Here is an 18,239-nt window from a genome sequence, read left to right on the forward strand (position 1 = left end):
CCTAGACCTCCCTTGCCGTAATTTCTCTATGAAACTCCTCATGCCATTTTTTCATTTTTCGCTTCCAGTTTCTTTCAACGTCACGTTCTTGATTTTCTGACATATTGCCCGTTACGGTGATGTTTATTACAGGGGAGAAATTATAATTGCTACTACTTTTTGTAGCAGGAGTCGAGGATGACTGACTAGTTGACCCTTGACCAACACCTAAAAGACGTCCTGTTTCTTGCCAAATACCTAGTGCTCTTTCCCTGTTCTCATCAATAGGAATAGCAGCTTCCCGTCCGTTTTCTGCAAAGGATGCTATATGTGGTTGGTCAAAAATACCACCTTCAGCATGCCCTGGCATTTCAAACGTTTCATTAAAACCACCCGTAAAATCCTCAGCTCTATTTTGAACAAAATCGACTCCACCAGAAACACGATCAACAATCCAATTTCCTGCTTTTCCTAATCCTTCCTTAGCTGAATTGAATCCGGATACGATTCCATCAATGGCAGAAGAACCAAGATTAGAAAATGATGACTTTATAGCACCTATTCCTTCAGAAACGCGACTAGGTATATTGGCCACAAAATTACCTATATCTTCCGGCAAACCTTTCATCCAATCAATAGCATTATCGTAAGCCGACTCAAACCAATCACCAAATTCACCAGGAAATGCAACAAGTTCAGAAGCAACACTCCCTGCTATTTTACCTGCTTCCGTTGCGGCATCACTCGGTAAATCAGATAAGAAATCAACGGCTTGGTCCTTAGCTTCTCCCACTTTATCTGGTATTGCAGAGAAATCAACTTTGTCGGTAATAAATTCACCTAGCTTACTGCCTCCAAAATAACCGCCGATACCTCCGACAGCTCCACCAATAGCAGAACCTACACCTGGAACAACGGAACCGAGAGCCGCTCCGCCAGTTGCACCAGCTGCAGCACCACTCCATCCGCCGGCTGCCGAACCAACGGCTTCTTCGCGGTCCTCTCCAGGGGAGGATGTGGCTATATCATACACATCCATTCCTATACCTACGGGGGCTAACGCACGACCGCCCCACTTTGCGGCACCTCGAACACCGTTCATGATGCCTTTTCCAAGTCCACCACCTTTACCAGTTTTCCCAGGTTGGCCAGAACTTCCCCCTTTGCCGCCTCTTCCAAATCCTCCGGTAGACCGTTTTCCAAGACTATATCCACCAATGGCACCAAGGGTTGGCAACGTATTTCCGATAACTTCCGCAAAAGGGCCAAACGTACCCTCTGTTGCTTCGTCCAAAGTGGTACGGGCTTCTCTGGTCTTCTCTATGAAGCTATTCCACATGCCTTCGTTCTTTTGCTCTACATCTTCAATTGTAGAAGACATATCTTGATATGAAGTATCGATTGCTTCTACTATGGGTAAAATGCTACTTTCTTGTTCTTCAGACATTTCACCATATATGCTCCCGAATATGCTCGATTTTTTTTGCGTATCCTCAATCTCAGAAATAGCTTCATTAATATCTGCAAAGGCGCTGCTTCCTTTCTCGCCACCTTCACGGATATTGTTTGCCCATTGCTCCGCTTGTTTCCTTGAACCTCCAAGTTCAGAAAGAGATTCCATGACGTCGTCCTCGCCAGATCTAATAGATGGCAAAAACTCACTATTGATTGAGTCACTAAACCTATCCATAACTCTGTGATCAATTTCTCCAGCTTGTATCATTGGGGCAATAGCCTGATCTGCATCTAGTCCTATTTCTGCCATGCCTCCAGAGAATTCACTAAACTGATCTGTTAATTCTTCGAAAGCATTATCACTTAATTTCGTTGCGGCTTCTGAAAACAGATCTAAGGACTCTTCTGGCGATACATCAAAACGGTCTGTCATAAGAGATGTTGCTTTACCTACTTCATCTACATCCGCATTTCTCACATCTGCCAAATTAGCAATATCACCGCCATACTGACCCGAACCAAATCTGCGATACGACTGTTCAACAGCATTTTGCGCTTCTTCTCGGTGGATATTCGGTATGCTTTCCCACACATCTTTTGTTTCTTCGGTGAGCCTATTTGCCACTTCATCATCAAGGTTAAGGGAAGCCATAAAATCACGTGGCATTTGTTGAAAGGAGGCAATGTCACCACCAACCACAGAGCCTGCTCCAAAACCGCCAATACCAGACAAAACATCTTTGAGATTTAAAGCTTCTTTCTCTACATCTTCCAATTCTTTCTTTGCCTGTGAACCATTGATTTCAGGATCTGGCATACCTCTTATAGTAGATTGCGTACCCTCGGCTGTATCGTTTATATCCTGTAGCTGTCGTACAGGCTGACCAGCGTTAATATTCGGATCAGGAATGCTTAATATATTCCCTCGAACATCGACGATAGAACTGCTCACTCGGTCCATCGCGTTCCGGGCGCCAGTGCTCGCACTATCTATTCTCTCACCAAATCGATCTACTGCAGATCCAGATTGATTAAGAGTTCGGTCCATATCTGAACCAGTACGGTCAAATTGGCGGCCCATATTCTGGATATCACGTTCAATATTACTGACTTTATCTACAAACCGATCTGTCTGATCGTTAGCATCCCTCATGGCCCTGTCATTAATATCCCATGTTATCCCAATAGATAGGTCCCTGATTCTAGGCAATGGTCTCCCTCCTTCCTTAAAAAAAAGACGCCCAGTACGGACGTCTTTCATTTATTCTACAATATCTGCTACAACAGCAGGGATAGACATATCCCATCCTGCTTGAGAAGTGTAATCAAATGTGCCGTAAACATTCCCGTAAATTGTGACCTCATCTTCTTCAACAAATTCAGTATAGTCATCGTATTCTACATAAATTACATCATCATAATTGTAACCATAATCGTTTTTTGTCACTGCCAACCTCATATAGGTCATATTGTCACTTTCTTGTATTTCAATAATTTGACCAGTATAGGTTACATAAGTGCCAGCATGCTTATCTGGATTTTTTTGCAACCTAGCAAAGTCTAATTGTTCAGCACTTTGTTTTTTATCTTCTAACTTCAAGTTTTCAATTTCTTCTGCAGTATAAGCATTTTCAATCGTCAAGTCGCCTAAATCTATCGATTCTACCAGGAATCCGCTATCGGTTTCCTCAACATTCGCGTCATTTTGCATGGTATAATTCGCATTAAAGTTTTCATAACTTTCATATTCTGATGATAATGCCTCATCATGTTGAGTACCAAAACTTGCTACCACTGGATATTCTCCGTTTTCCACGTACTCCTGTCCACTATTATCCTCAAAATTTCCTAATGTAACTTCAAACTCACCGTTTTCAACAGTTGTCGATTCAGGCACCAATGCATAATTCTCATCGCCATTTCCCAATAAAGCGAATGTTATTTCAGCACCATCGACTACATTTGTTTCTCCTGCTATAGTTACAGCATCGCTTTCTTCGTCATATTCCAATGTTTCAGTTGATAAATGCAATTCTTCTTTTGGTTCTTCTGTTTTTTTCTCTTCTGATTCATTCTCATTTGACTTATTATCTTCAGAAGATTCTGTTGCTTGTACTTCTTCTGATTGTTCTTCTTCTGGTTCAGAATCCGAACTTGTTTGTTCAGTACCTGGATCGAAAATCATGGCAATAATAAATACTGCCAAGGATACCCCTGCATAAGACATAAATTGTTTAGCGGGCTTCTTTTGAAATTTCCTGACTAATGCCCAAATCAAGAAGACAGGGACTCCTAAAAATCCGATAATTCCAATTAAAGCAAATATAAACATAATAACCCCACCTTTTGTATTATGACTATAATTTTACATCTTTACATGCATTTCTACAATTGGTGAGGTTATCTTTACATATTATTTTCGCCAGAATACGCATCTAACGCGGCATTAACTTCAAATAATTCATTCATATCCATGCTTTCAGCTCGTTCTAGTGAGACAATTCCAGCGGCAATCGGGCGCCAAAATACCCAGTCCTTTTTAACCTTTTCTGCAATATATTCGTAACTATCCGGCGTTAAGAAAGGATTCGCATTCGCTGATCAACTCGCCTAAGTCCTTCGTGTTATCGTCAAAATCATCGATTTTAACAACTGGATCAGCAACTACATTTTCTAGCATTTCATCGTAATATTTTTCGTTCATTTTCAATCCAGTCCGTGGATCTCTGATTCGGTCCTGCAGTGATACATACCACCTAGCGCCTGGGTGCTGCAGTGTATATTCTGTGTTACCGATAGTTACCTGTGTTTGTTTTGCCATTTATATTTCCTCCTTGATTAAAATAGGGGCGGTAAGGCCCCTTAATTAGTTAATCTCTTGATCATAATCTGCAACCCGTATATTCCATTGCTGTTCTTGTTCTTCGTTTCCACGTTCAATCGATGCAGGCTTCTCAATCCAGCATTCATTGCCACCTGCATTGACTTTATTAGTGTTTCGATCAATCACTTCAGCCTGAAAAAGATCAGTCGATTTCGCCAATCCATTCAAGAAACCAACGTCAGGGCTTGTTTGTTTTATAGTTACGGAGATAGTTCCTCTTGGGTCGGCACTACGGGTACGAGAAACTACCCCCTGAGCCCCGACGTGTGAAGAATAATTATTGCTCTCTTTTTCTGAAGTAACAAACGTATTACTGGCAAATCCGGTTAAAATTCGACCGGCCACCACCAACTTCACTTGTCTTGGATCATACGTTTCCATTGTTTATCTACCTCCAATTTAGTAGCTCAAAACGCCTCGGATTTCCACGTTGTGGACAGCGCCGGCGATAGTGGCTTCCCATTCTATGTCTGGCAGAAGACGATCTTCAAGATCGCTTTCGTTGATATCGCTTCTGTTAGGTGCCGAAAGCGTGAATAATCCATTACCGTCGTTGTCACGAGCGATAATGCGATAATCGTCCGACACAGCCTGTTTTAAGATACTTCTTACTGTGGACTCAATAAGAGAAATACCATCGTTATCAAAAGCTACCTTATCGTTGCTTACAAGCACTTCTTGAACGGCCTCTCCCATACGAGCTTTCAGCCAGTGAATGGCCCGTTTAATGTCAATATAAGAACCATCAGCTGTTTGTCCATTACTAGTTTGATTATTGCCTTTCACCCGAAGATACGTATTAGCATAATTATCATGCAAATCTCTGATCTCCGTGAGCGACAAGTCAACGGGCTCAATGCCATTTAAGTTTTTGAACTTCCATGTTTGAGAACCAGGGTTTCTTCCCGCACACTCTCCAATCCATGCTGCATCGGGATACGTACTTGGTTCGCTATGATAGAAGACAATAGCATTTTCATTTTCAATTTCCGTGGGAAGTTCTTGGCTGTCTGTGACAGCAAAATAGAGTTTATCATGGTTATCAATCCAGCTTGAGAGCTCTTTTATCTCCTCATCGCCCTGTTCGACACTTAAAAGAAAATACCAATCATCATCACGCTCTATCAGTTCATTTAGTGCAGATGTAAGTTCGGTAGGTTCATCTGGTTCTGTATCTGCATCAGGGTTATATTCGATGCCATATATAGCTATGCGCTCTGGCGGCTCGTCTTGGTAAAAGTAGGCTTCTGCCTGCTTATACGTTTCGCTGCTGGTATCAAAGTCACTTTCTACTTCGCTAATCTCACTGTATTCTGTATATTCGTGATCGCCGGCCGTAGATAAGATTAGTGGCATACCAAAACCTTGTTCGGACACCGAGGACGATTCTTCAGTTATTTGTACATCAACGTCACTATATGCCATTTATTCTTCACTCCTTCCAATTTGCACGGTTTCAATAGCAGGTAGCATCATACTCAATTGCTCTGTCGTTCTAAGTTGCACATCAAATCCATTCCGTCTTTCGTAGTCATCAGCAATTAACGTGTCACGATTCTCAATACTTCCTGTTTCGGTCACAACCAGGCCATTTCTCTTCAAATAGTCATAGCCTTGAAAAGAAAACCAAGCATGAGCTTTTTTAGCCAATGTAAAGCTTTCGTTCGGATCCATGTCATAAGCAGTCATAGACAAAGTAAGCCTTGGGAATGTTGTTCGTGTAACTTCTACATCATCCCCAGATGTCTCTTTCGTATAAATCCCGTATCCATCACCCTCAATATAAGGAGAGGTAAATTGGTAGCCCAAAAACGGATACTCTTTCTTCGAAGCCTTCTGGTTATTCATTTCGACTCTTGTATTAACGTGAGAGCTTAATTCTGATACGACAGCTTTTCGAATTTCTAATAAATCAAGCACTGCTTTCACCCACTCGCTTGGCAAAATAAATATACACGTCCGCTAGGTCGCCGTAGTCTTTTTCGGCGCGGATCGTGTATCGGTCATCCTTATATTTGATTTGTTGGCCAACTTTGAGAGGGAAAGAAACGTAAACTTTGCGATCCTGAACCGTGTAGGTTCCCACCTCTCCATATTTCATTTCATCGTTATTCAGGGGGAGAATGATACCTTGCACCGGTTCTTCTACCGGATCGGAGGATTCATACAAACCGGTTTCTTGATTAAAAACTTGTTCGCCCTCCTGAAGAACCGTAAAATCCACCAAATAGCGCATCGGTAGTTGCATTATACAACCCTCCACGTGATGGACTGATAAAGCCGGCCGCTGCTGATAAGAGGATTATCCTTCATCGGATCGTCCCTCTCTAAAGTCATTTGAGACTTTGGAGGATCATCTATCTCTTCGATTGTGCGTTGGATGCGGCTTGCCATCCATTCCCCGATTCTTTCAAAACAAGCTTGTGGGCTTATCTTTAAATTTAAGGCTTGATAGAGCAGGTTCTCTACATTTCGCTCCAGCTTTGTTACTTCCTGGTCAAACGTGCTTCGAACAAAGGAACGTTCCGGGATATTGATCTCTGTTGTCTCTTCCTTCAGAGGATAACCTTGATAGGCGAACCACCCTCGCATTTTATCTGTCACTTCAATATCCGTTCCGTACTCATGCACGCGTGCAATCATAAGCAGGTGAGAATCATCATCACCAAACACGCCAACTTCTACCCGCTTAGACGACAATTCCTTAATAACACGCAGAATTTGAGGGATATCGTTATTGTCCTTAATCGATACTCCCATTTATAACACCGCCAGACGAAAACCTTTGGATTTTTGTAAGATTCGTTTAAATTCCTGCCCGTACTCTGTTATACCCAGTCCTGCACCTGATGATTGCTCACGTGGCGCTTTATACGACGTAGACAAGTCTCCAATCGTCTCTGTTTCAGGACGCCTGTAATCAATCGTGGCAAAGTGCGCCGCTAAATAGCGCTCTAGTTTTTCCACATGCTTTTTAGAAACCGAATATGCTTCCACTTCCAGGGCAGCGTCCTCGATATACATTTCAATCGTTTCGAATTCTAATGATTTAAGGTGCTGCGCAATAGCTTTCACTCTTTCAACACTAGTTTCAGCCATTATGCCTCACCGTCCGTGTTTTCGTCTTCCTTTCCTTCAAGTTCGGCCAATTGCTTGTCGATAGCTTCAAGGACTGTCTTACGATCCTCTTTTTCTTCCCAGTCTTCAAGCATAGACACGGTGAATGTGTCTTCGACCAAATCAATAGCTCCTTCAGCATTTAAATCCTTTGTACTTTGGACCGTAGTGTCCTCACCATCGGTTTCTTCTTTTTCGAAGGTTTTAATTTCACCCTTTTCGATCCACTTCTTTGCAATGGGATGGGAGGAAAACCTTTTATAGTCTGATTCTTTAACATCATTAACACCAGGCAACAGGGTAGCCCCTGCTGCATGACGAACATATTTGCCTTTATTGTGTACTAACATTAAACACCATCTCCTCTCACGATAGCCATAGGATAGCGAATGACAACACCGCCGCAACGTTCTTCAACAGGGACCTTGTAATTTGGATATTTATATTCTTGTTCGTGTCTAGTAAGATCCATCGGAACAAGCAATTGGACTACTTCTGTAGAGCTGTCAAAAACAAGAAAGCAATCCTCGTCACTGTCGCCTTGTTCTTCTAAGTCAGATGTACTCTGAATAGTTGAGAACCAGCCCTGATTTTGAATGTACTGACGAACGGTTTGACCGGTGTATTGGTTGTACTCTTTTTCCAGTTCTTCAAGTGCATCTGGAGTTACAACTAGTGTATCTGCATTATGTCCTGGTAGTCGATTTACTTTGGATCGAGCTTGTCGCAGATCTGCAACAATTTCCTTACCGCTTTTATCAGCCCATTGTGTTGAATCACCTGCTTCATTCTGATCTAGTGCTGATGTTTGAATCCCTTCTGCATTCGTAAAACCAAGAATGTTATAGGTTTCATCCCCGGACCATGCCAAACGATTTTCTTTTTCTGCCACAGCACGGCGAGCCGTTGCCGCTTTTGTAGCTTCAATAGGTTGATTGGCCATACGTGCTTGACGTAATTCTTGCATGGATACACGAAAAGCAGCTGCAATCGAATAAATGTGTACAGTGTGGCGACGCATATCAGCATCTACCAATGGAACGTCATCTGCACCAGAAGCAAGAATCTTAGCAACACCAGTACGAGTCATTACGTCATAGCTATAGGTCTCTGCTCCGTCTGGGACATCACTTTTTACATTAACAAGCGTTCGGGCAATCAGTTCCTCACGTTTCGGTTCATAAATGGTGTTGTCTACAGCTTCCAGGTCTTCTGGACGCATCATAGCATCATATTTCATCGTCATTTCTCATCCACTCCTTCTTTTAATTATGCCGGCAAGTTCATTTCTAGTTTGACGAGTTCCCCGCTGTTTGCAGAGGACTTAAAGGCTGCACCGTTTAGACGGGTGCCTACGGTAGAACTGTCCTCTTGCTCAGAAGCACGGAAGTTACCTGTGTCGTTATCCACATACACCGAGTCGCCAGCAACTACATCTTCAACAACCTCTACCCAAACCGTACCTTGCCGGATTACTGCTGTCGGTTCGTTTTCTTCATATTTTTTATCATCCGAATTGTCTTCTGTGTAGTCAGAATACTCGCGCGCCAGCGTAACCCCGAAAGGAGTACCGCCTGCAAAGGTAGTAACCCTTGTCCCTTCTGCCCCCGTCAGTTCAACTGCCATTCCATAATCAATATTCGCATCAGCCGCCTTAGTGTCAGCGCGGTAATCTTGATATTCAGCTAGCTTACCTTTAGACGCTGCTGGTTCCATGTACTTGTTATATTCTGTAATTGCCATGTTTCATCATCCTCCTTCTATTACTTAGAATCTCGTAGGTTCAACCGTTGTTGGCGCTTCTCATCAAGCTTGTCATTTGTACTGGTTTTAGTGAACTTCATGTTATTTTGACCAGTAGCCGGTTGTGCTGTGTCTTTGAGAAACGTCATTGTTGCATCATACCGAGCATTAACGTACTCCTCTGATTTCTCTTTGGCATCAAACCTCTCATCTTGTCCTTGAATGACAGCTACCTTGATATCAGTATCGGTTTTGCCTTTATATTCGAAATCATCAGCCAGAAAATTCCGGGCTTCGTCAATTAAAGAAAGACGGGCTTCCACAGCGCTATCAATCGCGTCCTGTTTCGGCTCCGCCTTCTTAGCGTCTTCCAACTCTTTTTTCTTTTTATCCAATTCTGTTTTCTGAGCGTCGTAATTCGCTACTGTTGTGTCATGATCTTTCTTAAGCTGGTCGTAGCTGTCAGCTTTCGCTTGTAAACCGTCCACCTTTGATTTCACTTCACTTGGCACTTCAAATTCTTTTTCGTCAATTTTAAGTTTAGGCATTGTCCCGCCACCTCCATTGTTATTTTTATTGCTATCGACTTGCCAGGCATCCGAGTCGCCCCTTATTGCTGCTTCTGGTCCAACTCTCCCCTTATCAACGATAGCAATATGATTCACGTCAACCTGTGTTTGCCTGTACTGGTACCGTTCCCCGTTGTAGTCCCCGTCTTCTGCTACAAGTTCTGTTTCAAAACCAAGACTTATTTCACGTTTTCCTTCTTCTCTGATCTTTCTTATAAGATCTTCATCAAAGACCGTAAATGCGACTTTGACACCACCATTACCTACGGCAGCATCATTGTGCGAGAATCCTTTCCCGTAAGCCTTTACGTTCTGTACTGTAACGGGTTCACGTGGGTGGTCATCAGTGACCGGCTTTGCATTACAACTCATTATCGTCTGGTCAGAAAATATATCCTCTGGATGTTTCAATTCGTACTGAACGGATCCATCCGAACGTTGGTATGGGTATACACCTGGTTTTGTTACGACCGCACGAACGGTTAAATATCCTTCAGTTGATTCTTCATAATCTAAGACAAACGATCGATCATAGCGTAGGTGTCTCACTAATCACCACCCCCTTTCGTATCCACTTTCTTACCAGCAGCAGGGGATTGAAAACTTTCGCCTTCTTCTGTCGGTCGCAAGTGCTTTTCTATTTTCTTGAGCGATTCCCCTATTTGCTTTAAATGCTTGTTCGTTTCTCGTTCTGCCACAGTCATCACCACCTTTCTAATCAAAGTCAAAGAGCTCTTCTTCCAACGGTTCTGCTACACATCTGCAATTAAAATCGGTGCCGGGATAAAGACCATCAGCGCCTTTCTTCCAAGTGAACACTTTATCGTGTAGTTTTTCATGGGAGTCACGTACACGCTTATCATTTGCTGTTCGCCATCTAAAACGTTTCAATCCCATTTCTTCCTGTCGTTTCTTAGTCAAGTCGCCATAAATTGAACCTACTTGATCCCTAGCAATGAATTTAGCACGGCTCTTACTTACCCCAGACGTTCTTTTAATTTCAGAAACCATATCGTTCATTGATTTACCTCGACGAACCCCTTGAATGATAATCGTTTCAATTCGGTTATGGTACTCACGGTCAATAGACCGGATATAACTGACATTCTCTTTAACAGCAGTGTTCATGAATGATTCAAGCCAACTGTTGTTTTCAATAGGATCCACGCCAATCACAGCTTGAAACTGTTCACGAAATCTCTCTTTCTGTCTACGGTTAAGAGCTCCCACAAACTCTTCTGCTAACTTTTCAATGATTGCAGCACCAAATATCTCAGCGGCTGAATCCTCTATTTCTTCCAGTATGGCTTCAATCTCGGAAAGCTCGTCCTCATCCAACGTTAAGGAGTCATTGCGTTCCCGATAGGTATGGATTAATGGCTTAATTTCATTCTTCCATTTCTCCCAGGTGAGCTTTCTGTTTTCATCAACCAACTTTTGGAGACGACGTGCATACTGAACAGCAACAGCGGTCGGGAATTGAGAATTAGGAACCGGCATCGCCATTCGCTCCTTGTGCTTGCTGTATCATTTCGTTCACCTCTGCTGCTTCTTCCTCTGAATAGCCAAGCTCTCCCATCATCCCGTCCATGTTATAACGTTTTTCCCTAACTTCATCTGGCGTAATGACCATATTCTTGAGATAGATAGCATCTGTTTCAGCGGTCTTTTTGCGGATATCAGCATCTGTTTGATCGTCCAGTTTCCAAAGAGGATTAAACTTTATATTCCATTCGAAACTATCCGGGTCTATCTGGCCTCCTGCTTCATCGCTAGCCCATAATAGTAAACGAACCAAGTACTCAATCTTAGGACGAATAAAATTCTCTTGAATGCCGGCAATCCGTGCGTAGTAGTTTAAACTGTCGTACTGAGCACCGCTAATTGTGCCAGCTTGTTGACCTAACAAATGCGATTTCGGCATTCTAGCTGAACCAGATAAAAGCTCCCAAACAAAGTTTAGGAGCTGGTCAATACCTTGTACCTGAGTCGATTCTTTACTTAACGTTTCGTTCTGACCAATAAGAGCAAGTGCTTCCGTTCGAAACATAAAGTCGGTTAGCATTTGTGTTTCACGTAATTCTTCTTTGGTGAGCCCTTCTGCCTGATCAGAGCTAAACACTTTAAACGTATAGTCATACAAAATCTGCCCGACGGACCAAACCGATGTATCAAACACCGTAAGAATATCCCACATCGGCTCTAGCATCGGTTGGCCCCAGTGGTCATCTTCCAGCTTTTTGGACTGCATGTGTAATAGCCTAGAACGATGAACTTGTCTCGACATTTCAGCAAGCATCCCGGAGGAATTGACTTGATAAAATTCAACGTCGCCGTAATTCGGATGGAACGGGTCGTCTAACACTTCAAACTTTGTGATTTTGTTGCTGCTGAACCCATGCAGATAATCAATTTTTCTAAGCTTATTCACATTTAAAGGATCCTGCAGCTCCCAGTTTCCTGTTTCTGCTGAACCAATAGATACAAATCCATCCCCACGCAGGCGGTCAAAACCTACCATCTTTTCAAAAGCCTCTTGCGCTTTCAATTTCTGTAGCTTTTGTTCCAATCCCCGCGCCAACTTTTCATTTTCCATTTCTATTGTGATCCACTCTCTTGTGCAATCCTCAGCAGGAATATCAATGATGTTCTGCACGATTTGATTGTTCGCGTACATGCGCGTTATCTCTTCCTGGCTGACGTAACGACGACCACTTGGCTTTTGTTTAGTGAGTGGATCACGATGCCCCGCTTTACCACCACCGGCCATGAAGTCGTTCTTATATTCTTTTGCGCGGTCGAATGTGGTTCTTTTTGTCATCGCAGTCACTCACCTTAAGCTAAGTTTTTGTACCGTTCTTTTAGAGATTTTTTACCGCGTCCGTAAATTATTGTGTTTACAAAGTATCTATCAGCGTCCATATGATGGTCATTGGCTTTGATGGGCTTATCTTCGCCACGGTTGCCTGCTTTTTCATCCCAAATATAGGAGGAGAACTCACGAAATGTTTCTTTACAAGACTCATCATAATAAATTTCGCCTTCTCTTAATGCGTTGGCCATGTTTTGAATACCTTCCAGCACCTCGTTCTTAGCTTCAATGACACGAAAGCGATTGTTCTTTAATAACGCGATAAACGGTGTAGCGCTTGGGTCCACCACAACTCCTGTTACTCGAATATCGGACGTGAAAGTCAGCAAGTCATCCAGATAATCCTGTGGCGTTTTCTGTTTGTTTTCTTTACGACCATCGTAGTGATACTCCCGCAGCTTATACCAAACACCCAAACGTAAACCCCACAAGCCAAAAGCTGTGGGGTTCTGCGTGCCGTAGTCGGCAGATACATAATATTTATCAAAACGTTTAAAGTTCACTTTCATAGCATGTTGCTTCTTATCAAACATGTCGAAAATAACGCCTTCAGCAAGCACCCACAGGCCAAGAATAAAGCGTTCATAAAAGACGCCGCTGAACATGCGTTTATATCTGGCTATGGTTCCTTTATCCAAAGACGGGTTATCCTCCATCCGAAAATGAAGGTGGACGAGTCGTTTTTCTTCTAAATTATCCAAGTAATTTTCTTTGAACCAGTGATAAGGCGATTCAGGGTTACAGTTGTACCAGAACTTAGAGCCACCAACAGAACACCGTGCTTCAGCTTGATTAACAAAAGAATCTGGCATGAGTGCTACTTCATCGAAAAACATCCCTGCCAGTGTGATACCTTGAATCAAGTCCTGGCTGCCTTCGTCCTTACCGCCAAAAATGTAAAAGTAATTGGTTTTGCCTTTGTAGCTGATGGTCATGAAGTTGTCGGCACGATGATCTTTGACACGATATCCTCTGGACTTGAGCATTCGTTTTAAAGGTCGGATAACGTTACGGCGGAATGAACCAATTGTTTTACCGGCCATGCCTAAGTTCTGGTCATTAAAGCTTTCCATCCCCCACATAACATAAGAGAGTGACATCACAACCGTTTTGCCGGCACGCACTGAACCATCGCAGATAATGCCATCTTTATCCTTCACTGGCGACTTATAGTGCCACCACGTCAGGACCTTCTTTTGTTTCTTCGAAAACGGCTCAAATTTGAATAATGCGGGCTTTTTTTTAGTCTCCGTTGTCGTCATCGTCCCACACCTCTTCAACCGTATCTCCTAGGGCATCGATGAATCCATCATCTTCGTACTCCCCTTCATCCACATTGGCTTTTGCTTTATCAAGTTCCATTTTTTCTTTAGATAAGTCTAGCTTTTCTTTTTCGATATATAGCTTGTTGACCTGCCCTTCTAGCCTGGAAACCAACTCTATACCTTTTTGAATAGATTCTTCGTAAAAATCATCCTGGAGACGGTAATGATCCACGCCATCCTTAGTTGACGAAATTCCTATCATTCTCTTATTCTCTTGCTCCCTTACCAATCGAGCCACTTTATATCGGGCAAGTTGTAATTCCTGTTCTATACCCTGGATCTCTCCAGACAATAAAAAAAGCTGTTGATCCTCTTCAGAAAGATTATCAACAACTATGGTTTCATATAGCCCGTGCGTAACTGCGTTTTTGTTTGATTCGGGAGCAGAACCGCCACTGTTACCTGCAGCGTTTTTATTGCCAGGTGGCGCCCCTTTTTTTGTGTGCACACTTTTTTCTTTGGGTGCACCCTTTTCTCTGGTCCACCCATATCGCCTTTTCCATGACTTCACGGTATTAATCGTGACGTCATATTTTTTAGCGATCTCTTTATATTTCAGGCCTTTTACGTAATCCTTCTCTGCTTGGACATGTTTTTCTGGCACCTCACATCACCTGCCACCTCCACTTATTTGTGTTTGTTTCGGAAAACATACTTCGGAAGCCTATCAGCATCGTTTGTAGCTTCTATTAAAAATGTGCTACTGTTAATGAAACTCATATATAAAGGAGGAGGAACATGGATCCATTAACACCTCATGGTAATTCCATTCACACCAATGAGGAATTTGAACGCCATTGGGCTTTGGAAATTCCTATTGCTGTTGCAAATCCAGATTTCCCAGACGATATAATGGCCTCTGGTCTCATCGAATGGTTCAATGGAGACCTTGTTAAATTGAAGGAATACGACCTACCGAAAAATCGAAACGAACTATTATTTATATCTTCGATTGAATAAAGCGCCGCATTTCGCGGCTCTTTTTTTTATAAAAAAGCACCCCGTAGGATGCTTCAATCAGATTAAGTAGCTCTAATTACCTTGATATAAATTTTTTGCCAACTCTTTAGTTATATCTTTTATTTTTTGAGATTGTTGTATTTCTAGTTGTTGTATTAAATTGATTTCTCCGCTTTTCATAGTATCCACACCAAACTTCATGGTCTTCTCCTCTATGTAATCGACATACTTTTGATAAGCTTCGCGGAGTTCTTGTCCTTTTTCTTCAGCTCCCTCTGGTATCTCCAAATCGTTAATACGACTTTGAATTACCCTGAAATCATCAACTATTAATAACCACCCTTTTTTAAACTCTTGTAGATCCTCTTCTGTTTTGAAATTGGGCGATTCCCCATACTCACCATACCTATCAGCAGCTTCAATAATTTGATCAGCATATAACCGTATTTTTTTAATATATTCATTTTTACTAATAGTCATATCATCCCTCCTCTTGATAATTTCTAAGGAGAAAGGCATGATTCCTTCATCATTCTTTCGTCAATTATCGACAATTACATAAATACTTGGAACCAGTAAAAGCCCGCAACTAGTGCAGCTACTGAGCTCAAGCTACCTGAAATTCGAGAGGGGACCTTGCAAACTCTTAAAATATAACCAATTATTATTCCCACTGCTATCATAGTAAACGCTAATGCTCCGAACTGAAGAGCAAGATTATCAATCACTGATGTATCAAATTCTGATAAATCTAACATAATAGCACCTCCTGTTCTACAATAACAATTCGACAAAAGGTACTATTTTCCTGCTTTTTTAGTTTCAGGAAAAGGAAAAACCTCCCTTTGTGTTGAAGTGTGTCTTATAAGAAGGGAGGTGAAAGAATGAAAGCATATGTTATAAATCATAACCCGGCAAGCAAAGAAATTCATCGTAGAGATCATTTAACAGATAATTGTCAGATTCGAGAAATTAAAGACAAAGAAGAAACGGACGATTATAATAAAGTATATCGTCTACTTAAACCTCGCGGTTCTTACAACGGCTGTTACTATTGTTACCGTAATCAGCATACCGATTGATTTTTTTTAAGAGGGCCATCAAGGCTCTCTTTTTTTATAACCCCTATATTTTTTTCTAGCGGCAGTTGATTAATTCGATGCCATTCTTCGCAATCCTGCTTTGTTATGCATCCTGTTTTAAGAGGCATCTGCCAAACACCACCGCTTATCCCATCTGCGTAATAATATGGATAAGGGTTGTATCCTGAGTGTCTTGCTAATTGAACACTCTTTTTTTGAATCAAAGCAACTGGCGGATCAGCACGGCTTTTCCAAATGCCGAAGGCGTTTTCCCACTCCACATTTTCCCCTGCCGTACCGTGATTACAGCAACACCCTAACGTAATAATGCCTTGATCATTTAGTTGCTGAATTTCATCGGATATACAAGCATCTACAAATACCTCTGTATTGCTCTGATCAGGATTGATTACATACACTTTTTTATATACACCATATAAACACATATTGATCACCTCAATTCATTAATATGCCCGAGGAGAACAGAAAATTATGAGCGAAACCTGTAATGAATTTCCGCTCCGTTCCTGCCTCCTATTCTACACGAGAGGATTTTCATTTTCATAATCCGTCAATCTCTGTCAAGCGTGTCAATCAAGTCAATCGTTCAAATACATGATGACGGCTAACTTACGAACAGCACTCTCTTTAATTTCGAACGTAGCTTGTCTACTAATACTGAGAACTTGACCGGTTGCGCGAAGAGTCACTTTATCCATACACCCTTCTATAATCAAGCGTTCTCGTTCGTCGTCTAATTGGGATACCGCATTCTCTAATCGCTTAATTTTCTCTAGGAAGCGCCGGTTGCGTTCTTCCACACGCATTTTCTTTTGAACTTCTCCGTAGGTTGGATCGCTAATTTCATCAGGCTTTGGCATTGTAGAATCATCGCCGTATTGAGAAATCTGAGCAGCAGCCTCGAATTGTTCGGCTTCCATTTGACTAACTTTACGAGACATCCAGTAATAGTTATTAATGTCCTTATTAACCTTACGGATAGCTTCGATGGTTGTTTCCACATCATTTATAGTTGCTGGCATTCGCCACTCCCCCTTATTTCTGCTTAATAGCTCCACCATTGCCGCGGGCATACGTCGGACGGTTAACGCCCATCAGTTCCTTCAAATCTTTATCTGTGAGCTTCTCTTTCGGCTTTTTCTTGGTCATGCAGCACCCTCCTATCTCATAAAAAAAGAGGACGCCAAGATCCACGGTCGTAACCGTAAATCAAAGCGTCCTCCAGTGGGCTGGTAGAACTAAATGTATCTCTTTTCAATAACTAAAATTTAGTTTGTTTATTATGATAATCGTTTTTTTCGGAGTCTAAATTCTCTAATGCTCGCTTTTCGTTTTTGGATAATTTTTCTTTACTCTTAGCTGCTAGAATTAACCTGTCGGTGGCGGTTAAATTTCCGTTTTTATATCTTTTTCTTCTTTCTAATTCATCATTTACATAACTTGTGAAAGCATATATCCTATCCCTAATTAAATTCCAGACTTTTTTTAATATCCATTTAACTAAGCTAATCAATAATCCACTAAGTAAGCCTATTAGAATAAAATCTAAAATGGTTAATTCATTATACCTACCAAAATAATTCGTTAATAATTCCAAATTCAAAAATCCTTTCTTGTTAAAATACATCGAATATTAATAAATTTAAATAATTTTCTTATCCAATGTTTTACTTTTGAAGGGTTTTTTTGTAAATTATATTCACGATGAAGTTTTAAAAACGTGTCTATTGATTTCACCATAAAAGTTGTAAAACTATACTTTTCATCTTCATCCCCATTCTTAAATTTATTAACCATATAATTATTGAAGTTTATTAGATCGTAATTAGTTAAAAGATGCATGTTATCTTTAAGTAAATTTTCCACTTCACTTGCACAATCCTTAAAGTTTGCATAACTATTATATATTTCAGTTTTTTGTACAGATTTATTTACAAATCGGAAATCTTTAAACGCTGCTTGATAACTTAGATATATAAAGTACAATTTATTGTAAAGAGTCACCATTCGATTTTCGATTAACTCCCTTTTTTTCTCCCTATTTTTTTGAATTCTATCTTTCCAAAAAATCACAGTTGCTGTAAATAAAGTAGTTAAAATACTCGTTAATATCGGTGTAGTAAAAGAGCTTAAGTTAATACCAAAAATCAAAGCTTTTCCCCCTCATCAAACTCCTCTGATTTATTGTCCTAATGTATAATATTTTTTCACAAATCATTACAACAACATCAC

26 protein-coding genes are annotated in these 18,239 nt (G+C 41.3%); 2 read left to right on the forward strand and 24 right to left on the reverse strand.

Going from position 1 to position 18,239, the window contains the following annotated elements; all coding sequences use genetic code 11:
• Nucleotide 1: 1 nt before the first annotated feature.
• The 18 genes from J2S78_RS10155 to J2S78_RS10240 all read right to left on the reverse strand — a co-directional run bounded on the left by J2S78_RS10155 (nucleotide 2) and on the right by J2S78_RS10240 (nucleotide 14,548).
• Complete coding sequence (locus tag J2S78_RS10155; RefSeq protein WP_306898311.1) at nucleotides 2–2,644, reverse strand: phage tail tape measure protein; 2,643 nt, start codon at nucleotides 2,642–2,644, stop codon at nucleotides 2–4.
• Nucleotides 2,645–2,695: 51 nt separating this feature from the next.
• Nucleotides 2,696–3,766, reverse strand: a complete 1,071-nt coding sequence (locus J2S78_RS10160) for a hypothetical protein (protein WP_306898313.1) — start codon at nucleotides 3,764–3,766, stop codon at nucleotides 2,696–2,698.
• Between the two features lie 234 nt (nucleotides 3,767–4,000).
• Nucleotides 4,001–4,255: a hypothetical protein gene (locus J2S78_RS10165; protein ID WP_306898315.1), complete on the reverse strand. Its 255-nt coding sequence runs from the start codon at nucleotides 4,253–4,255 to the stop codon at nucleotides 4,001–4,003.
• A gap of 45 nt (nucleotides 4,256–4,300) precedes the next feature.
• Complete coding sequence (locus tag J2S78_RS10170; protein WP_306898316.1) at nucleotides 4,301–4,699, reverse strand: phage structural protein; 399 nt, start codon at nucleotides 4,697–4,699, stop codon at nucleotides 4,301–4,303.
• Between the two features lie 18 nt (nucleotides 4,700–4,717).
• The gene (locus J2S78_RS10175) at nucleotides 4,718–5,743 is read right to left on the reverse strand and encodes a DUF3383 family protein (protein ID WP_306898317.1); all 1,026 of its coding nucleotides are present in this window, start codon (nucleotides 5,741–5,743) and stop codon (nucleotides 4,718–4,720) included.
• Nucleotides 5,744–6,238 carry a phage neck terminator protein gene (locus J2S78_RS10180; RefSeq protein WP_306898319.1) on the reverse strand — a complete coding sequence of 165 codons (495 nt, stop codon included), beginning with the start codon at nucleotides 6,236–6,238 and terminating at the stop codon, nucleotides 5,744–5,746.
• Nucleotides 6,231–6,566 carry a hypothetical protein gene (locus J2S78_RS10185; protein WP_306898321.1) on the reverse strand — a complete coding sequence of 112 codons (336 nt, stop codon included), beginning with the start codon at nucleotides 6,564–6,566 and terminating at the stop codon, nucleotides 6,231–6,233. The genes J2S78_RS10180 and J2S78_RS10185 overlap by 8 nt, the downstream gene beginning before the upstream one ends.
• Complete coding sequence (locus tag J2S78_RS10190; RefSeq protein WP_306898323.1) at nucleotides 6,566–7,078, reverse strand: hypothetical protein; 513 nt, start codon at nucleotides 7,076–7,078, stop codon at nucleotides 6,566–6,568. The genes J2S78_RS10185 and J2S78_RS10190 overlap by 1 nt, the downstream gene beginning before the upstream one ends.
• Nucleotides 7,079–7,417, reverse strand: a complete 339-nt coding sequence (locus tag J2S78_RS10195) for a DUF4054 domain-containing protein (protein ID WP_306898324.1) — start codon at nucleotides 7,415–7,417, stop codon at nucleotides 7,079–7,081. It lies immediately after the preceding gene.
• Complete coding sequence (locus J2S78_RS10200; protein ID WP_306898326.1) at nucleotides 7,417–7,785, reverse strand: hypothetical protein; 369 nt, start codon at nucleotides 7,783–7,785, stop codon at nucleotides 7,417–7,419. The genes J2S78_RS10195 and J2S78_RS10200 overlap by 1 nt, the downstream gene beginning before the upstream one ends.
• Nucleotides 7,785–8,681, reverse strand: a complete 897-nt coding sequence (locus J2S78_RS10205; RefSeq protein ID WP_306898329.1) for a DUF2184 domain-containing protein — start codon at nucleotides 8,679–8,681, stop codon at nucleotides 7,785–7,787. Before J2S78_RS10205 ends, J2S78_RS10200 begins: the two co-directional genes overlap by 1 nt.
• A 23-nt stretch (nucleotides 8,682–8,704) precedes the next feature.
• Entirely contained in the window at nucleotides 8,705–9,178 is a 474-nt protein-coding gene (locus tag J2S78_RS10210; RefSeq protein ID WP_306898330.1) for a structural cement protein Gp24, read from the reverse strand.
• 20 nt (nucleotides 9,179–9,198) lie between these two features.
• Nucleotides 9,199–10,296, reverse strand: coding sequence for a DUF2213 domain-containing protein (locus tag J2S78_RS10215; protein ID WP_306898331.1), 1,098 nt, complete (start codon nucleotides 10,294–10,296; stop codon nucleotides 9,199–9,201).
• Nucleotides 10,296–10,445 (reverse strand): hypothetical protein, encoded by a 150-nt coding sequence (locus tag J2S78_RS10220; protein ID WP_306898332.1) that lies wholly within the window; start codon nucleotides 10,443–10,445, stop codon nucleotides 10,296–10,298. The genes J2S78_RS10215 and J2S78_RS10220 overlap by 1 nt, the downstream gene beginning before the upstream one ends.
• Nucleotides 10,446–10,461: 16 nt before the next feature.
• Nucleotides 10,462–11,247 carry a phage head morphogenesis protein gene (locus J2S78_RS10225; protein ID WP_306898333.1) on the reverse strand — a complete coding sequence of 262 codons (786 nt, stop codon included), beginning with the start codon at nucleotides 11,245–11,247 and terminating at the stop codon, nucleotides 10,462–10,464.
• Nucleotides 11,234–12,568 (reverse strand): DUF1073 domain-containing protein, encoded by a 1,335-nt coding sequence (locus tag J2S78_RS10230; protein ID WP_306898334.1) that lies wholly within the window; start codon nucleotides 12,566–12,568, stop codon nucleotides 11,234–11,236. The genes J2S78_RS10225 and J2S78_RS10230 overlap by 14 nt, the downstream gene beginning before the upstream one ends.
• Nucleotides 12,569–12,582: 14 nt before the next feature.
• On the reverse strand, nucleotides 12,583–13,881 hold the full coding sequence (locus J2S78_RS10235) for a PBSX family phage terminase large subunit (protein ID WP_306898336.1): 1,299 nt from the start codon (nucleotides 13,879–13,881) through the stop codon (nucleotides 12,583–12,585).
• A complete protein-coding gene (locus J2S78_RS10240) occupies nucleotides 13,862–14,548 on the reverse strand; it encodes a terminase gpP N-terminus-related DNA-binding protein (RefSeq protein WP_306898337.1) in 687 nt (228 codons plus the stop codon). The genes J2S78_RS10235 and J2S78_RS10240 overlap by 20 nt, the downstream gene beginning before the upstream one ends.
• A 134-nt stretch (nucleotides 14,549–14,682) precedes the next feature.
• On the opposite strand from J2S78_RS10240, the gene J2S78_RS10245 reads away from it, so the two are divergent.
• The gene (locus J2S78_RS10245) at nucleotides 14,683–14,904 is read left to right on the forward strand and encodes a hypothetical protein (protein WP_306898338.1); all 222 of its coding nucleotides are present in this window, start codon (nucleotides 14,683–14,685) and stop codon (nucleotides 14,902–14,904) included.
• Between the two features lie 72 nt (nucleotides 14,905–14,976).
• On the opposite strand, the gene J2S78_RS10250 is transcribed toward J2S78_RS10245, so the two are convergent.
• The gene (locus J2S78_RS10250) at nucleotides 14,977–15,384 is read right to left on the reverse strand and encodes a hypothetical protein (RefSeq protein WP_306898339.1); all 408 of its coding nucleotides are present in this window, start codon (nucleotides 15,382–15,384) and stop codon (nucleotides 14,977–14,979) included.
• Nucleotides 15,385–15,458: 74 nt separating this feature from the next.
• Nucleotides 15,459–15,662, reverse strand: coding sequence for a hypothetical protein (locus J2S78_RS10255; protein WP_306898340.1), 204 nt, complete (start codon nucleotides 15,660–15,662; stop codon nucleotides 15,459–15,461).
• A gap of 126 nt (nucleotides 15,663–15,788) precedes the next feature.
• Here J2S78_RS10255 and J2S78_RS10260 point away from each other — a divergent pair, with 126 nt between their 5' ends.
• Entirely contained in the window at nucleotides 15,789–15,986 is a 198-nt protein-coding gene (locus tag J2S78_RS10260) for a hypothetical protein (RefSeq protein ID WP_306898342.1), read from the forward strand.
• Here the strand turns inward: J2S78_RS10260 and J2S78_RS10265 are convergent.
• The 4 genes from J2S78_RS10265 to J2S78_RS10280 form a co-directional block, all read right to left on the reverse strand.
• The gene (locus J2S78_RS10265) at nucleotides 15,971–16,432 is read right to left on the reverse strand and encodes a hypothetical protein (protein WP_306898343.1); all 462 of its coding nucleotides are present in this window, start codon (nucleotides 16,430–16,432) and stop codon (nucleotides 15,971–15,973) included. The two genes, J2S78_RS10260 and J2S78_RS10265, sit on opposite strands and share 16 nt — an antisense overlap.
• Before the next feature lie 153 nt (nucleotides 16,433–16,585).
• Nucleotides 16,586–17,029 carry a hypothetical protein gene (locus J2S78_RS10270; RefSeq protein WP_306898345.1) on the reverse strand — a complete coding sequence of 148 codons (444 nt, stop codon included), beginning with the start codon at nucleotides 17,027–17,029 and terminating at the stop codon, nucleotides 16,586–16,588.
• A 239-nt stretch (nucleotides 17,030–17,268) separates the two neighbouring features.
• Nucleotides 17,269–17,604 carry a hypothetical protein gene (locus J2S78_RS10275; protein WP_306898346.1) on the reverse strand — a complete coding sequence of 112 codons (336 nt, stop codon included), beginning with the start codon at nucleotides 17,602–17,604 and terminating at the stop codon, nucleotides 17,269–17,271.
• Nucleotides 17,605–17,606: 2 nt separating this feature from the next.
• On the reverse strand, nucleotides 17,607–18,158 hold the full coding sequence (locus J2S78_RS10280) for a hypothetical protein (protein WP_306898348.1): 552 nt from the start codon (nucleotides 18,156–18,158) through the stop codon (nucleotides 17,607–17,609).
• Between the last annotated feature and the right edge of the window lie 81 nt (nucleotides 18,159–18,239).

Origin of the sequence: Salibacterium salarium (assembly GCF_030813635.1) — a bacterium.
In the GTDB taxonomy this organism is placed as follows: Bacteria; Bacillota; Bacilli; order Bacillales; family Marinococcaceae; genus Salibacterium; species Salibacterium salarium.

Bases quoted from the DNA above. Each gene is read 5' to 3' on its own strand.
- J2S78_RS10160 (WP_306898313.1), bottom strand. From the start codon at position 3,766: ATGTTTATATTTGCTTTAATTGGAATTATCGGATTTTTAGGAGTCCCT.
- J2S78_RS10165 (WP_306898315.1), bottom strand. From the start codon at position 4,255: ATGGCAAAACAAACACAGGTAACTATCGGTAACACAGAATATACACTG.
- J2S78_RS10170 (WP_306898316.1), bottom strand. From the start codon at position 4,699: ATGGAAACGTATGATCCAAGACAAGTGAAGTTGGTGGTGGCCGGTCGA.
- J2S78_RS10175 (WP_306898317.1), bottom strand. From the start codon at position 5,743: ATGGCATATAGTGACGTTGATGTACAAATAACTGAAGAATCGTCCTCG.
- J2S78_RS10185 (WP_306898321.1), bottom strand. From the start codon at position 6,566: ATGCAACTACCGATGCGCTATTTGGTGGATTTTACGGTTCTTCAGGAG.
- J2S78_RS10190 (WP_306898323.1), bottom strand. From the start codon at position 7,078: ATGGGAGTATCGATTAAGGACAATAACGATATCCCTCAAATTCTGCGT.
- J2S78_RS10195 (WP_306898324.1), bottom strand. From the start codon at position 7,417: ATGGCTGAAACTAGTGTTGAAAGAGTGAAAGCTATTGCGCAGCACCTT.
- J2S78_RS10200 (WP_306898326.1), bottom strand. From the start codon at position 7,785: ATGTTAGTACACAATAAAGGCAAATATGTTCGTCATGCAGCAGGGGCT.
- J2S78_RS10205 (WP_306898329.1), bottom strand. From the start codon at position 8,681: ATGACGATGAAATATGATGCTATGATGCGTCCAGAAGACCTGGAAGCT.
- J2S78_RS10210 (WP_306898330.1), bottom strand. From the start codon at position 9,178: ATGGCAATTACAGAATATAACAAGTACATGGAACCAGCAGCGTCTAAA.
- J2S78_RS10225 (WP_306898333.1), bottom strand. From the start codon at position 11,247: ATGCCGGTTCCTAATTCTCAATTCCCGACCGCTGTTGCTGTTCAGTAT.
- J2S78_RS10230 (WP_306898334.1), bottom strand. From the start codon at position 12,568: ATGACAAAAAGAACCACATTCGACCGCGCAAAAGAATATAAGAACGAC.
- J2S78_RS10235 (WP_306898336.1), bottom strand. From the start codon at position 13,881: ATGACGACAACGGAGACTAAAAAAAAGCCCGCATTATTCAAATTTGAG.
- J2S78_RS10245 (WP_306898338.1), top strand. From the start codon at position 14,683: ATGGATCCATTAACACCTCATGGTAATTCCATTCACACCAATGAGGAA.
- J2S78_RS10250 (WP_306898339.1), bottom strand. From the start codon at position 15,384: ATGACTATTAGTAAAAATGAATATATTAAAAAAATACGGTTATATGCT.
- J2S78_RS10255 (WP_306898340.1), bottom strand. From the start codon at position 15,662: ATGTTAGATTTATCAGAATTTGATACATCAGTGATTGATAATCTTGCT.
- J2S78_RS10260 (WP_306898342.1), top strand. From the start codon at position 15,789: ATGAAAGCATATGTTATAAATCATAACCCGGCAAGCAAAGAAATTCAT.
- J2S78_RS10265 (WP_306898343.1), bottom strand. From the start codon at position 16,432: ATGTGTTTATATGGTGTATATAAAAAAGTGTATGTAATCAATCCTGAT.
- J2S78_RS10270 (WP_306898345.1), bottom strand. From the start codon at position 17,029: ATGCCAGCAACTATAAATGATGTGGAAACAACCATCGAAGCTATCCGT.